The sequence below is a fragment of the Gallibacterium melopsittaci genome (assembly GCF_042433085.1).
Classification (GTDB): domain Bacteria; phylum Pseudomonadota; class Gammaproteobacteria; order Enterobacterales; family Pasteurellaceae; genus Gallibacterium; species Gallibacterium melopsittaci.
In genome coordinates this window covers 50,582-65,284 of sequence record NZ_JBHLWA010000030.1, presented here as the reverse complement: position 1 = coordinate 65,284, position 14,703 = coordinate 50,582, and the positions used below count along the sequence as shown (strand labels likewise).

The window sequence follows — 14,703 nt, the reverse complement described above, 5'->3', positions numbered from 1 at the left end:
TAGCCACAATTTTGTCCACTTGGCATAGTTTTTGACACATCAGCAACAATTTTGTCTACTATGCCATAAGAAAAGCTGGTAAGAATTATGAGAAATAATAATTACCAACTTTTTTGTCCTATAGACAATGAAAATAGATAAAGACCAACTTTTTTGTCCTATATGCCCATTAAAAAGTGGGAGCATCAGTATAGCTCCCATTATGACAACATACTATTTTCCTTAAGCATTAACAGGAAAGATAACCTCAATTCGTAATCCATGATCATACTGTTGCGCTGGTTTTAATTGCAGTGTTGCTTGATAGTGTTGTGCCAAAGTATTGGCAATCGCTAATCCTAAACCAGTCCCTTGTTGTTGAGTTCCTAAAATACGATAAAAAGGTTTTAACACTTTATCGTATTCATCAGGTGGAATACCGTTACCATTATCTTCAATACTGATGATAATTTTTTGATCTACCTTGTTCACGTCTAGATCCACTAAACTGCCAGGTGGAGTGTATAAAATCGCATTTTCAACTAAGATTTTGATAATAGTAAAGAGATCCGTTTCACTTATTTTAAGTACATAATCTTGTTCATTAATAACTCCCATATCGATTTGTTTCTGTTCGGCCAATGGCAGTAATGTTTCAACGACTTGTTTAAATGTATTTTTTACTGAGATTAAACCTAAATCAGATTGTGATTGGTGTGCTTGACTTCGAGCAAAAGAGAGCAGTTGATCGAGAAGATGGCGGTTACGTTGGATAGCAATACTGAGTTGTTTGATCTGTTCTTTTGTTTCTGCTGGTACAGTATGAGTAGCAAGTCGTTCCGCTTGTAAAGATAGCACGGTCATTGGCGAACGTAATTCATGTGCTGCATTGGCAATAAATTGTTGTTGTTCTTTCATTGATTTATCGACTTGTTTTAACAAGTGATTAATTGCATTGATAAAACTATGTACTTCATAAGGTGTATTGGTAAGAGGAATGACGCTCAGATCATTTTCATTTCGTTGTTTGATAGCGGTCGATAGTTTGCGTAATGGTACAAAAGTAAAATTAATGACAAAAATACTCAGTAAAGTCACTAAAGGAATAAATACTAAGAACGGCAACATAGTTTCCCATGTTGACTCAATGGCTTTTTTTGTCCGAAATTCTGTTTCTTGCATCACAGCAATGCGTAAACTTTTGATTTGTCGGATATAAACACGAAATTCCTTTTTATTAATTCTGATGGTATAAAAGCCCTCGTACATTTGATTTAAAAAAGGAATAAAGTATTTATCACGCGGAGGTGTCAGAGATGTCTGGACATAAATCTGGTTGTCATCATCATGTAAAGGTAATTCTTCTGCTAATGCGCCACGCAATGAAACGAAACGTGCAGTTTGAATCAGCCAATCATCTTGTAACTGGTAGGCTGCATAAAATGCGTTATAAGCTGTCGTAATGCCAGTAATGACGACAGTAATAAAAGTAACGATAACTAGCGTAAAGGTAAGTTTTGCTTGTATCGAAGATCGCCATTTACGCAACAATCGGCTTATTTTGGAATAGTCCAACCAACACCTCGAATATTTTTAATTGCTTCTTTGCCTAATTTTTTTCTTAATGAGTGAATTAAAAAATCAACGGCATTACTTTCGACTTCTTCTCCCCAACCGTAAATTTTATCTTCCAGATCACTACGAGAATAAATTACACCTGGATGTTGTAATAAAACTTGTAAAATGGCGAACTCTTTATTGGTTAGTTGGTGAGTGTCATTCGTTGTTAAATGATGAACTTGATAGGTTTTTAAGTTGAGTTTTAATGGTCCGTAGCAGAGTTCGGAGGTTAAATGTTCACTTTGTTTGCGTAATGCAACACGAATTCTCGCTAATAATTCTGCCATATCAAATGGCTTAATGATGTAATCATCAGCACCACCATCTAGCCCTTGTAAACGGCTTGGTAAGTCATCTCTGGCCGTTAGAATAATAATTGGGAAACGATATTGTTGTTGACGTAATTGTGCAAGGACAACTAGTCCATCTTTTTTTGGTAAGCCTAAATCCAGTAGTACTAAATCATAGGGTTGTGCTTTTACTGCACTCAATGCTATTTCACCATTTTCTACCCAATCCACTGCATAGCTAGCATCTTTTAAACTTTCAGATAACGCATTGGCAATCATTGGGTCATCTTCAACTAAGAGAATTCGCATACTATTTGTTTCCTAATAAGAGTTGAGATAGCGCTTATTTTAAGCGTTCGCAGTAAAGTTACCAAAATAAATTTACTGCGAATTAAAGACTTATTTTCCTCTAATATCAATTGCGGGATCGAGTTTTGTTTTAGGTAAGCGGCTTTCTAAGCCATAACTATCAGGATCATCTTGGCAATTAAATAGATTAAATTCGGGAGAAACTTTTTCATTGGTAATACCAATCCAATTTGCAATAGCTTCAGTAAAGTTCAAACCCGATTTGAAGCTCTTGCATTTGCTATGTTGTTGGCTATCTGATGCAGTCATAAATAATGGAACATCATGATGTAAAGGGCTACCTGCATTGTTAAAAAAGAGAATTTCGCCATCAATTGTTTTATGTGCTAAACCATGATCGGCAAAATAAATCATTGTGAATGGCTGATGTGCTTTTTGATATTGTTGTTGCAATGCGTGATACACCTGTGCAAGTACTTCATCGGTTTTCTTGATTGATGATACATAACAACTTAAATATTGATATTTTTTATTTTTGACTGGAGCAATATTTTTGTAATCCCTAATGCGATCACATGCTTTTGGATGTGAGCCATATAAATGTAAAACAATAAATTTTGGCTTATCTGTTTTTTCTTGTAATACTTGTTTTAGTGGCTCAAGTAATTGGAAATCACTTGAGGTATTACGGATAGAATCATTATTGGTAATGAAATATTTTTCATCATTGAGATCCGCTATAGCGGTAATTGGCGTATCAAACTCACCAAAGAATCCTTGATTAGAAATCCAATAGGTTTTTAAGCCAGCTGCTTTGACTAAATCAATTAAACTTAATGAATAATTAGGCGCCCAACGTTTAGTATCTGGTTTAGTTAACATTAAGCGTAACGAAGCAATGGTATTGCTACCGGCTGATTTTAAACCATCAACAATAATTCCATTAGTGCTTTCAATAAATGGTGTATTTTGAATTGGATAGCCATAAGCGTGTAAGTAATCCCGTCTAACACTTTCGCCAATAACCAAAACATAATTTTGATATTTACCAGAAAATTTTGCTGGGCCCCATTCACTTTCTAGCTGGAATTGATTGAGTTTTAATAACTCATCTTTTACTTGGTTGGCAGCAGAAAAAAAGGTATAGAAAAACGAGAATGGTGTTTGATTAATTAATGTGAAACCTAAAATTAAGCATAGTAAGGTTTTATTACGATAAAACTTGAGTTGAAAACGTTGCGTGAGATAACGAAATATAAGCAATAACGGAATAATAGCAATCGCCATTGCATAATATTTTAGTGGAATTTGTTGTAAAAACTCGGCACCTTCTGCGACATTAGTGGCGAGTACAGAAGCTAAATATTGGTAATTGGGTTCACCAAACATCAGACCAACAGGCGTATATAATGTATAGGCAATGGCAATAGGTAAAATGATTGCATAAAAAGCAATTCGAGAGGAATTAAAAATTAGGATTAGAGATGCTAAAAGTAAAACATCTTGTATGCCAATCTGTTTGCCACTTCCCATTAACATAAATAATGAAGAAAAATATAAAGCAATCAGTGCAATAATAATGATGAAAATCTGTTTAAATGTTGATAATTGGAATAAAGAAGAAAATATTTTCATTATATTTTTCTAACTTAAGCGATAATCTACTCAAAAAATTAGGGGAGAGATCTCCCCTAAAACTAACATCATGAAATTAAGCATTGTCTTTTGCCATTTCAAATTCAATTAACATCATCAGAATATGAATGACTTTAATATGAATTTCTTGAATACGATCAGCATAGCCAAAATGAGGAACACGAATTTCAACATCGGCTAACCCAGCCATTTTACCCCCATCTTTTCCAGTGAGAGCGATGACTTTCATTCCCTTAGCTTTTGCTGCTTCGATCGCATTTAAGACATTTTTAGAGTTACCAGAAGTAGACAAGCCAAATAAAACATCACCTTTTTGACCTACTGCTTCGACATAACGTGAAAAAACATAGTCATAGCCAAAATCATTGCTCACACAACTTAAATGACTAACGTCAGAAATTGCAATGGCTGGATAGCCTGGACGATTTTCCCGATAACGTCCAGTTAACTCTTCTGCGAAATGCATTGCATCACAATGTGAACCACCATTACCACAACTAAGGACTTTTCCACCCTGTTTAAAACTATTTGCAATTAATAAAGCCGCTTCTTGAATAAGTTGGATATTTTTATCATCAGATAAAAACTTATCCAACACATCAGCAGCTTGAGTTAATTCTGCTTTAATTTGTGCCAAGTACATAAGCAACTCCAAATGTTTTTGAGCTTAAAATTATTTACGAGAGAGTGGTGGAACAAAGGTAATACCCATATCCCAAGGTTGTTCAATCCAAGTATTTTGTGGAATATCAACGATATAATCATCGACTAATGGTGCACCAGTTGGTTTAGCGAACACAGTGACAAATTTTGCTTTTGGATACATTTCACGAATAGCACGAGCAGTATTACCAGTATCCACTAAATCATCTACAACGATAAAACCTTCACCATCCCCTTCTGCACGATGTAACACTTTTAATGTCCCTTGTTGATCATGGTCGTAACTTGCAATGCATACCGTTTCTACTAGACGAATACCTAATTCACGTGCAATAACTGCTGCTGGGAATAAACCACCACGACTTACAGCAATAATCCCTTTCCATTGTGATGCAGGGAGCAAACGTTCAGAAAGTTTGCGTGCGTGCATATGAAACATATCCCAAGTAACAACATATTTTTCGCTCATAATAACTATACCTTATGTTTTTGATTTGAAGTGATAAATAAAATTGCGTAAGGATAACCTGAAATTGTTTTTCGTGCTATCATTTAACGCAATTTCTTTTTATTTTAGATAAAAATTACGATATTAGAGGGAGTTTTATGTCGTCAATTACTGAATTATCGCCAAAACTTATCTGGAAATGGTTTGCAACCATCTGTTCGATTCCACATCCATCTCATCATGAACAAGCACTCGCAGATTTCATCATTAATTGGGCAAAACAAAAACAACTCTGGGTAGAACAAGATCACGCTGGCAATATTTTGATTCGTAAACCCGCAACTTCAGGAATGGAAAATCGTCAACCAGTCGCATTACAAGCACATTTAGATATGGTGCCACAAGCAAATAAAAATACCGCACATAACTTTTTGACTGATCCAATTTTGCCTTATGTAGATGGGGATTGGGTCAAAGCGAAGGGAACGACTTTAGGTGCAGATAATGGTATCGGAATGGCATCTTGTCTAGCAGTATTGGATAGTGAAGATGTTGCCCATCCAGCATTGGAAGTATTATTGACTGCAAGTGAAGAGACAGGAATGGGTGGTGCCTTAGGATTACAACCAAACTGGTTACATAGCCAAATTATGATTAATACCGATACGGAAGAAGAAGGGGAAATTTATATTGGTTGTGCTGGTGGCGAAGATGTCGATATTCGTTATCCAATTACTTGGCAAGCGATTACAGCCAATGAAGAAGCATGGCATATTGCATTAACTGGGTTAAGAGGTGGACATTCAGGAGCAGATATTCATCTTAATCGTGGTAATGCGATTAAATTATTAGCTCGCTTATTGGAACAAGCTGCTACACAAGTCAGATTTCGTGTAGCTGATATTGCTGGTGGATCAGTGAGAAATGCGATTCCACGTGAGGCGTTTGCGACTGTGATTGTTGATCGAGCAGAAAGTGAACAATTTAAAACAGTATTGGCTAAATTAACTGATGAGTTAAAAGCTGCCCTATCTCAAGCCGAAACTAATTTAACGCTAGAACTTTCGACTACAACGGTAAATCAAGGCTTTTCATTTGGACAAACAGTAACGTTATTGGATTTAATTAATGGCTTACCAAATGGCGTAATACGTTATAGTGATACTTTGCCAGATGTTGTAGAGAGTTCAATTAGTTTAGGCGTATTAGAAACACGGGAACAAGAGATTAAATTAACCCTATTAGCACGCTCATTAAATGAACATGGACAAGATACTGTGGTGAGTTTAGTCCGTTCAGTTTGTCGTTTAGCAGGGGCAGACGTGAAGTTCTCAGGACGCTACCCAGGTTGGGAACCACAAGCTGAATCGGCTATCGTTAAACAAACGAAAGCACTATATGCTCAAATTCTTGGTAAAGAAAGCGTGATTAAAGTGATTCACGCAGGGTTGGAATGTGGTTTGATTAATAAGGTTTATCCGCATATGCAAATGGTTTCTATTGGGCCAACAATTCTCGGTGCACACTCTCCAGATGAGCGTTGTCATATTCCAGCAGTAGCAACGTATTGGCAATTATTAACGCAATTATTAGCGAATATACCAGCACAAAAATAAGGATAAGGGATGGAACAACAACATCAAAAACAAACTGAAATGAGTGAGGAAGTTACCCATTTTGGTTTTAAAACTGTCGCCAAAGCAGAAAAACAACAATTAGTTGCCAATGTTTTCCATTCAGTGGCAGCGAAATATGATTTGATGAATGATTTGTTATCTTTTGGGATTCACCGTGTTTGGAAGCGATTTACGATTGATTGTAGTGGTGTACGCAAAGGACAAAAAGTGCTTGATTTAGCAGGAGGAACAGGTGATTTTACTGCTAAATTTTCGCGGATTGTTGGTGAAACAGGACAAGTTATTTTAGCGGATATTAACGACTCAATGTTGCAAGTTGGTAGGGAAAAACTGCGTAACTTAGGGGTAGTTGGTAATGTTGAGTATGTACAAGCTAACGCAGAAATGTTGCCATTTGCAGATAATACTTTTGACTGTATTGTGATTAGCTTTGGTTTGCGTAATGTAACAGATAAAGACAAAGCATTACGTTCTATGTACCGTGTATTAAAGCCTGGCGGTCGTTTATTAGTGTTAGAGTTTTCCAAACCAATTCTTGAACCATTAAGTAAGGTCTATAACTTTTATTCATTTAATATTTTGCCGAAAGTGGGTGAAGTGGTAGTGAATGATGCGGATAGTTATCGCTATTTAGCTGAATCAATTCGCATGCATCCAGAACAATCTGTGTTAGAACAAATGATGATTGATGCTGGGTTTGAACAAACGCAATATTTTAACTTAACCGCTGGCATTGTTGCCTTACACCGTGGTTATAAGTTTTAAGGAATACTATGCTTCTTTCTTCCCTTAAACAGCAATTAATGTTGCCACAAATGGCTAATAGCTTGTTGGAGCAAGGACTTAATTATTTAATCCAACGCAGTGAAGGGGTAGAACCTTATTTGCGTAAATTAAATAATAAAGTATTGTCTTTTTCTTTTAAGCAGGGTGGACACGGCTTTCTTCTGTTTTCTCAACAACGAGTAGATATTTTAACCGAGTATGAAGGAGAGGCAGATTGTGTGGTATGTGCAGATGCAAATATATTGTGGCAACGTCCTCAAAAAAGCCAATTAGCAGAGTTTATTAATCGCCAGAAAATTGTTTTTCAAGGCGATTTGCAAGTGTTGCAAGATACAGTGGCATTGGTTGAAAAGTTAGAAAAAGATCCAGCAGAACTATTAGCGCCATATTTAGGCGATGTTATGGCACATACTTTGAGTCGTGGTACGCAACAATTACAACAACGCCTTAAACGTCAATTTCAAACGACAGAACGTCATTGGGGCGAACGTTTAACAGAAGAGTGGCAAGTAATTGCTCCTTCATTGGCTTTGTTAGATTTTTATGATCAAGTTGAGAGTTTAGGCGAAGATGTACAACGACTTGAGGACAAGATCAATCGGTTGACAGGAAAAGTATGAAGTTAAAACACTATTGTCGTTTCTATCAAATCGCTAAGGTTATGTTGCAATATGGATTAGATGAAGCATTGCCTGAAATAGCACTCACCCGTCCACTTCGTTGTGCGAGTAAATTACTTTTCTGGATTAAAAATGAGCATTCTGAAAAATCATTAGGAATGCGTTTACGTTTGGCTTTTCAAACATTAGGTCCAGTTTGGATTAAATTTGGGCAAATGCTGTCAACTCGACGAGATCTCTTCCCACCAGAGATTGCGGATGAGTTAGCCTTATTACAAGATAAAGTGACACCATTTTCTGGCGAACTAGCACGAGCGGAAATTGAGAAAGCATTGGGGGGCAAAATTGAACAGTGGTTTGATCAATTTGATGAAAATGCGCTAGCTTCTGCATCGATTGCACAAGTGCATACAGGACGTTTTAATGCTGACCAGCCTTTAGCTGGGAAAGAAGTCGTTTTTAAAGTCATACGCCCAGATATTCAACCTGTGATTGCGTTGGATATTGCGTTAATGTATCGCATTGCAAAATGGATCCCACGTTTGACACGAGAGGGCTATCGTTTGCGTCCTGTAGAAGTCGTACAAGAGTATGAAAAAACGTTATTGGCAGAATTAGATCTGCGACAAGAAATGTCAAATGCGATACAGTTACGACAAAACTTTGCTGATAGTCCTATGTTATATATTCCTGAAATGTATCCTGATTTTTGTCACAAAAATGTGATTGTGATGGAACGTATTTACGGGATTCCTATTTCAGATATCGCTGCGTTAGAAGCCAATGGTACAGATATGAAAATGTTGGCAGAACGAGGTGTACAAGTATTTTTTACCCAGGTATTTCGAGATAGTTTCTTTCATGCAGATATGCACCCAGGCAATATCTTTGTTAGCTATGAACATCCAGAATCGCCACAGTATATTGGTATCGATTGTGGGATTGTAGGAACATTAAATAGTGAGGATAAACGTTATTTGGCAGAAAACTTTTTAGCGTTCTTTAATCGAGATTATCGGCGAGTAGCACAGTTGCATATTGATTCAGGATGGGTACCAGAAGATACTGACTTAGATGAATTTGAGCAGGCGTTTCGAGTGGTTTGTGAACCGATCTTTTCTAAACCATTAGCGGAAATCTCTTTTGGCCATGTGCTATTGAATTTGTTTAATACAGCACGCCGCTTTCAAATGCAGGTACAACCGCAATTAGTGCTATTGCAAAAAACATTGTTATATATTGAGGGGCTAGGCCGTCAGTTATATCCGCAACTTGATTTATGGCAAACGGCTAAACCATTCTTACAAAATTGGATGAATGAACAAATTAGCATGAAGAAAATGTATCGTGATTTTCAATCGCATATTCCTTATTTGCGTGAACATTTTGCTTCTTTCCCACAAACGTTGCATCAAGCATTATTGGAACAGAAAGAGATTAAACGTGAACTTGTGTTGATGCGGCGAGAATTTAAATTACAGCAACGAAAAAATACCCAACGGGTGTATAGCGTTATTGTGGCGAGTTTGCTATTCTTTGGCGCGTTATTTGGCTATCATTTTTTACCAAGTTGGCTAAGTGTAGGATTATTACTTCTTGCCAGTGTAATGCTAGTGAGAAGTGCGTTAAAGAAATAATACATGGATTACGACTAGTCTTATGACTAAGAGTAGCGGTATAATCTACGAAATTTTTTTACTTATAGAGGTATTATTATGGGTGGAATTAGTATTTGGCAATTACTGATTATTGTCTTAATTGTTGTATTGCTTTTCGGAACAAAGAAATTAAAAACCTTAGGTTCAGATCTTGGTGAATCAGTAAAAGGCTTTAAAAAAGCAATGAGCGAAGACAGTGAAAAAGATGCTGAATTTAAGAAATCTATTGAATCACAAACCAGTTCTACTAGCGAAACAGCAAAAAGCAAAGATAAAGAGCAGGCATAACCGTGTTTGATATAGGTTTTTCAGAACTTGTTCTGATTTTTGTCATCGGTTTAGTTGTATTAGGGCCACAGCGTTTGCCTGTGGCTATTCGTACCGTAGTTAGTTGGATTCGTACATTACGTAATCTTGCAAATAATGTACAAACAGAACTAGCACAAGAATTAAAGTTACAAGAGCTGCAAGAAAGTATTAAAAAAGCTGAACATTTGAATTTATCAGCACTTTCGCCAGAGTTGAGTAAAACAGTCGAAGAGTTAAAGGCTTCGGCAGCAAAAATGCAGCAGCAGCTCGATCAGCAAACTCAAGTGGCACATCAAGCAGTTGATCAATTAAAGTCATCAGTTAATACACCTTCTGCAGAATCATCTGTTGCCACAGCTACTCATACAGACGTTTTACCTGATGAACAGGCTGAATTGGCAGAAATTGATGAGGAAAAATTAATTCTAGAACAGCATAGTGATGATCTAGCAACTTATGATCCAATGCCAAATGAACAGCAAGCAACTATCATCAATCATCCAGAGAAAAAAGAATCTTAATTGTGTTGTTATCAATGAGGGAAGGTTATGCCGAGTGTTGATGAATCTCAACCGCTAATTACCCATTTAGTTGAGTTACGCAATCGCATTTTAAAAAGTTTTGTATGTGTGCTGATTGTGTTTATCGCATTAGTTTATTTTGCAAATGATATTTATCATATCGTTTCAGAACCATTAATTAAGGAATTACCGAATAACTCGACAATGATTGCAACGAATATTGTTGCACCATTTTTTACGCCAATAAAATTAACAGCAATTACGGCAATTTTTTTATCAGTTCCTTATATTTTGTATCAAGTCTGGGCATTTATCGCACCAGCGTTATATAAACATGAAAAACGTTTGATTTATCCGTTACTCATTTCGAGTACATTATTATTTTATGTGGGCGTGGCATTTGCCTATTATGTAGTTTTTCCGCTTGTGTTCTCATTTTTAACCAAAACTGCCCCAGAAAGTGTGGCAATCGCAACAGATATTAGTAGTTATTTGGATTTTGTATTAACGCTATTTTTAGCGTTTGGTATCTGTTTTGAAGTACCTGTTGCCATTATTTTATTATGTTGGAGTGGGGTGGTGAGCGTTTCTGGTTTAAAAGAGAAACGTCCTTACATTTTAGTCGGGGCATTTGTGATCGGTATGCTATTAACCCCACCAGATGTCTTTTCTCAAACATTGCTCGCTGTACCAATGTATCTTTTATTTGAAGTCGGCGTGTTTTTTGCTCGCTTCTATCAACCAAAAGAAGAAGAGTAAATTCATTATTTTTCAATCATTTTAGGAGGAAACCGCCATATCTTGGCGGTTTCTACATTATAAGAAAATAACGAAAGTAAAAAACAAGGAAGATAATTATGACTCAACAAATTTTTTCAGAATTTCCTGTACGCAGAATGCGTAGAATGCGTAAACAAGATTTTAGTCGTCGTTTAATGGCAGAAAATAAACTGAGTGTGGATGATTTAATTTACCCTGTATTTGTGATTGAGGGAGAAAATCAGCGTGAACCTGTGCCATCTATGCCAGGTGTAGAACGCTTAACCATTGATCAGTTATTGATTGAGGCGGGAGAGTTGGTGAAGTATGGTGTACCAATGATTGCCTTATTTCCAGTGGTGCCACAAGAGAAAAAATCATTAATGGCAGAAGAAGCCTATAATCCACATGGTTTGGCACAACGAGCAGTACGCGCATTAAAACAGGCTTATCCAGAATTAGGGGTAATGACAGATGTTGCATTAGATCCTTTTACGACTCACGGTCAAGATGGAATTATTGATGAAACGGGTTATGTTTTAAACGACATTACGACTGAAGTATTAGTAAAACAAGCACTTTCTCATGCACAAGCTGGAGCAGATGTGGTTGCACCAAGTGATATGATGGATGGACGTATTGGTGCAATTCGTCGTGAACTCGAAGCCAATGGCCTTATTAACACATTAATTATGGCATATTCGGCAAAATATGCGTCTTGTTTTTATGGTCCTTTCCGTGATGCAGTTGGTTCTTCTGTAAATCTCAAAGGGGGAAATAAATTTACTTATCAGCTTGATCCTGCAAATAGTGATGAAGGCTTACAAGAAGTAGGTTTAGATTTGCAAGAAGGGGCGGATATGGTAATGGTAAAACCAGGTATGCCGTATTTAGATATGGTATGGCGTGTGAAACAACATTTCGGTGTACCAACATTTGCTTATCAAGTATCGGGTGAATATGCGATGCAAATGGCTGCAATTCAAAATGGTTGGTTGAAAGAAAAAGAGAGCATTATGGAAGGCTTACTATGCTTTAAACGTGCTGGTGCAGATGGTATTTTGACTTACTTTGCGAAACAAGTTGCACAATGGTTAGCAGAAGAAAAGTAAGATAATGACAGTCGAGTTCAGTATTCAAGCGTTACAAACAGCGTTGCAGCAACAATTTCCACAACAGCAACTAACTTCTGGTTGGGGCAATCAACAAGCAGAAATTATGTTTATTGGTGATGCACCAGGTAAAGATGAGCTAGAAAAAGGGCCGTTTGTAGGAACAAGTGGCAAGTTCTTTGATCAAATGCTGAACTCGATTGGTCTAGAGAGAGAAAATATCTATTTAACTAATGTGGTCAAATTTCGTCCTGAAAACCGTGATCCTAATAAACGTGAAATTACGGCATTTACTGAGTTATTGCAGGCGGAAATTGCATTAGTTAAACCTAGAATTATTGTACCTTTTGGGCGAATTGCATTATCTGTGTTTTTACCTGATCTCAAGATTAGTGAAGTACACGGGCAAGTATTTTCTTTAACCAGAGGGGATAATTCATTTTTATTATTGCCAATGTATCATCCAGCGGCAGCGATGCATAATGGAAAAATTCGCCCAATGTTGAAACAAGATTTTCTCACATTGGGCGAGGTGTGGAATGAATTGGATTAATAACTTGAGTTAATTAATACTTCTTCGCCGTAGCCACCAAGCGTTGGCATTGGTAGATAGGTAGAATTTTGTGCTCGCATAATCCGAATACCACGAATACCAGCCTCTTTTGCTGCTAAGATATCATCATCACTATCTCCATAATGGATAGAGATTTTATGCTCAATGATTGCTGGGGTTTTATTGTATTTAGTGGTACGTGGACGATCCCCCATAAAATCAACAGGGTGCATATTTTTTACCCCTAATGCTTTTTCTAGAATTGGGGTGACACCATCAACTTTTCCTGCCGTTCTACCAGTAATGAAGTAAACACTATCACCACGTTCTTGGTGCATTTTAATTAATGCTTTAGCGGCTTCTTTTGGAATCGAATATTTATCACAACCACCATTTACTTCATCCCAGAATGCCTGATTTTTCAAATAGTCAAAACTATTTGGTGAATATTTTTGTTGGCCATAATAGAAACAAGGGCTAGAAAATAACACGGTATCATCAATATCAAAACTGACATTAATTGGGCCTTTACCAGCCAGACTTTGTTTAATCTGCTCAATTGACACCCAATGAATTGGTGCTTGTTGCAGCATTTCTTGTGCATTAGTGCCAGGTTGAGTATAAGGTTCCACTTTTGCCGCAGAAACAGTCATTGCTGTTGATGCAAGTAAAACAGCAAGTGAAAGTTTCTTCCATGTTATAGACATAATTACAACTCCTTAATCATTATTGTTGTTTATTTAATAAGAATATACCTGTGCTTGCAAATTGAAGATAGGCTTCCTTAGTTTGTGGATGGAAATGTTCAGGTGCAAGATTCACAAGTAACTCATCATTCCCCCAAATCACAATGATTTCCCAATGGTTTCCCATATAAACAGCTGATTTGATAGTACAGCGTGTTTCAGGATTACCTTGTTGGACTAACATAATTGCTTCAGGGCGAATTCCTACCAAACATTCTCCGTTTGGCACATTAAAATCTGTTGCTTGTTCAAGTGTTAACGTATAGCCGTTTATCGTCACTTGATTGTTTTGTAGATACCCATTTTAAGATACTTGCTTCACCCATAAATTTTGCTAAGAAAAGCGAATTTGGGCGTTGATAAAGCACTTTAGCAGGGGCTTTCTGCATAATTTTACCTTTGTTCATAACGATAACTTCATCGGAAACGGCAAAGGCTTCACTTTGATCGTGAGTAACATAGAGCGAGGTGATATTGAATTTTTGTTGTAGTTCACGAATTTTTTCTCGCATACTACGGCGTAAATTGGCATCTAAGTTACTTAATGGTTCATCAAAGAGCAATACTTTTGGTTTTAAGACTAATGCTCGAGCGAGAGCAACACGTTGTTGTTGTCCACCAGAAATTTGATCGACATAACGATCACCAAAACCAGCAAGATCAACTAACTCCAATGCCTCTTCAATACGTTGTTTACGTTCTTCTGGACTCACACCTAACATCTTTAAACCATAACCAACATTGTCGGCAATCGACATATGCGGGAATAACGCATAGGACTGGAACACAATACAAATATCACGGCTTTGAATAGAAGACTTGGTTACATCTTCACCATCGATAAAAATTTGTCCAGTGGTCGGGCGTTCTAAACCTGAAACAAGACGTAAAATGGTGGTTTTACCACAACCAGAAGGCCCTAATAATGTTGTCATAGTTCCTCGTTTGATGGTTAAACTGAGATCATCGATCACAACAGATTTACCAAAACGTTTAGTGACATTTTTTAATACAAGAAAGTTATTATCGTTATTCAT

Annotated in this window: 15 protein-coding genes and 1 pseudogene; 9 read left to right on the top strand and 7 right to left on the bottom strand. The window is 36.9% G+C overall.

From position 1 onward, the window contains the following. Positions 1-222 precede the first annotated feature (222 nt). The 5 genes from ACFFHT_RS06710 to gpt all read right to left on the bottom strand — a co-directional run bounded on the left by ACFFHT_RS06710 (position 223) and on the right by gpt (position 4,986). Positions 223-1,554 (bottom strand): sensor histidine kinase, encoded by a 1,332-nt coding sequence (locus ACFFHT_RS06710; RefSeq protein WP_382374666.1) that lies wholly within the window; start codon positions 1,552-1,554, stop codon positions 223-225. Next, the gene (locus ACFFHT_RS06705) at positions 1,536-2,198 is read right to left on the bottom strand and encodes a response regulator transcription factor (protein ID WP_382374664.1); all 663 of its coding nucleotides are present in this window, start codon (positions 2,196-2,198) and stop codon (positions 1,536-1,538) included. The genes ACFFHT_RS06710 and ACFFHT_RS06705 overlap by 19 nt, the downstream gene beginning before the upstream one ends. A 90-nt stretch (positions 2,199-2,288) precedes the next feature. Next, on the bottom strand, positions 2,289-3,833 hold the full coding sequence (locus ACFFHT_RS06700) for a phosphoethanolamine transferase (protein ID WP_382374662.1): 1,545 nt from the start codon (positions 3,831-3,833) through the stop codon (positions 2,289-2,291). Positions 3,834-3,909: 76 nt separating this feature from the next. After that, positions 3,910-4,497, bottom strand: a complete 588-nt coding sequence (gene lpcA, locus ACFFHT_RS06695; RefSeq protein WP_382374660.1) for a D-sedoheptulose 7-phosphate isomerase — start codon at positions 4,495-4,497, stop codon at positions 3,910-3,912. A gap of 30 nt (positions 4,498-4,527) precedes the next feature. Then, positions 4,528-4,986, bottom strand: a complete 459-nt coding sequence (gene gpt, locus ACFFHT_RS06690; RefSeq protein WP_065234819.1) for a xanthine phosphoribosyltransferase — start codon at positions 4,984-4,986, stop codon at positions 4,528-4,530. 137 nt (positions 4,987-5,123) lie between these two features. Here gpt and ACFFHT_RS06685 point away from each other — a divergent pair, with 137 nt between their 5' ends. The 9 genes from ACFFHT_RS06685 to ACFFHT_RS06645 all read left to right on the top strand — a co-directional run bounded on the left by ACFFHT_RS06685 (position 5,124) and on the right by ACFFHT_RS06645 (position 12,920). Then, positions 5,124-6,581: an aminoacyl-histidine dipeptidase gene (locus ACFFHT_RS06685; protein ID WP_382374658.1), complete on the top strand. Its 1,458-nt coding sequence runs from the start codon at positions 5,124-5,126 to the stop codon at positions 6,579-6,581. Positions 6,582-6,590: 9 nt separating this feature from the next. Next, positions 6,591-7,367 carry a bifunctional demethylmenaquinone methyltransferase/2-methoxy-6-polyprenyl-1,4-benzoquinol methylase UbiE gene (gene ubiE, locus ACFFHT_RS06680; RefSeq protein WP_382374656.1) on the top strand — a complete coding sequence of 259 codons (777 nt, stop codon included), beginning with the start codon at positions 6,591-6,593 and terminating at the stop codon, positions 7,365-7,367. A gap of 8 nt (positions 7,368-7,375) precedes the next feature. Continuing rightward, positions 7,376-8,008, top strand: coding sequence for a ubiquinone biosynthesis accessory factor UbiJ (locus ACFFHT_RS06675; protein WP_382374654.1), 633 nt, complete (start codon positions 7,376-7,378; stop codon positions 8,006-8,008). Then, the gene (ubiB, locus tag ACFFHT_RS06670) at positions 8,005-9,645 is read left to right on the top strand and encodes a ubiquinone biosynthesis regulatory protein kinase UbiB (protein ID WP_382374652.1); all 1,641 of its coding nucleotides are present in this window, start codon (positions 8,005-8,007) and stop codon (positions 9,643-9,645) included. Before ACFFHT_RS06675 ends, ubiB begins: the two co-directional genes overlap by 4 nt. A gap of 78 nt (positions 9,646-9,723) precedes the next feature. Beyond that, a complete protein-coding gene (gene tatA / locus ACFFHT_RS06665; protein WP_382374650.1) occupies positions 9,724-9,954 on the top strand; it encodes a Sec-independent protein translocase subunit TatA in 231 nt (76 codons plus the stop codon). A gap of 2 nt (positions 9,955-9,956) precedes the next feature. Then, positions 9,957-10,496 carry a Sec-independent protein translocase protein TatB gene (gene tatB / locus ACFFHT_RS06660; RefSeq protein WP_382374648.1) on the top strand — a complete coding sequence of 180 codons (540 nt, stop codon included), beginning with the start codon at positions 9,957-9,959 and terminating at the stop codon, positions 10,494-10,496. Positions 10,497-10,523: 27 nt separating this feature from the next. Continuing rightward, positions 10,524-11,255 carry a twin-arginine translocase subunit TatC gene (gene tatC, locus ACFFHT_RS06655; protein WP_382374646.1) on the top strand — a complete coding sequence of 244 codons (732 nt, stop codon included), beginning with the start codon at positions 10,524-10,526 and terminating at the stop codon, positions 11,253-11,255. Between the two features lie 98 nt (positions 11,256-11,353). Continuing rightward, on the top strand, positions 11,354-12,367 hold the full coding sequence (hemB, locus tag ACFFHT_RS06650) for a porphobilinogen synthase (protein ID WP_382374644.1): 1,014 nt from the start codon (positions 11,354-11,356) through the stop codon (positions 12,365-12,367). A gap of 4 nt (positions 12,368-12,371) precedes the next feature. After that, positions 12,372-12,920, top strand: coding sequence for a uracil-DNA glycosylase (locus tag ACFFHT_RS06645; RefSeq protein WP_382374642.1), 549 nt, complete (start codon positions 12,372-12,374; stop codon positions 12,918-12,920). Here ACFFHT_RS06645 and aphA read toward each other — a convergent pair. Together aphA and fbpC are read right to left on the bottom strand one after the other, a co-directional pair. Continuing rightward, positions 12,917-13,627: an acid phosphatase AphA gene (gene aphA / locus ACFFHT_RS06640; RefSeq protein ID WP_382374640.1), complete on the bottom strand. Its 711-nt coding sequence runs from the start codon at positions 13,625-13,627 to the stop codon at positions 12,917-12,919. The genes ACFFHT_RS06645 and aphA overlap by 4 nt on opposite strands. A 19-nt stretch (positions 13,628-13,646) precedes the next feature. Next, positions 13,647-14,703, bottom strand: a pseudogene (gene fbpC, locus ACFFHT_RS06635) (ferric ABC transporter ATP-binding protein).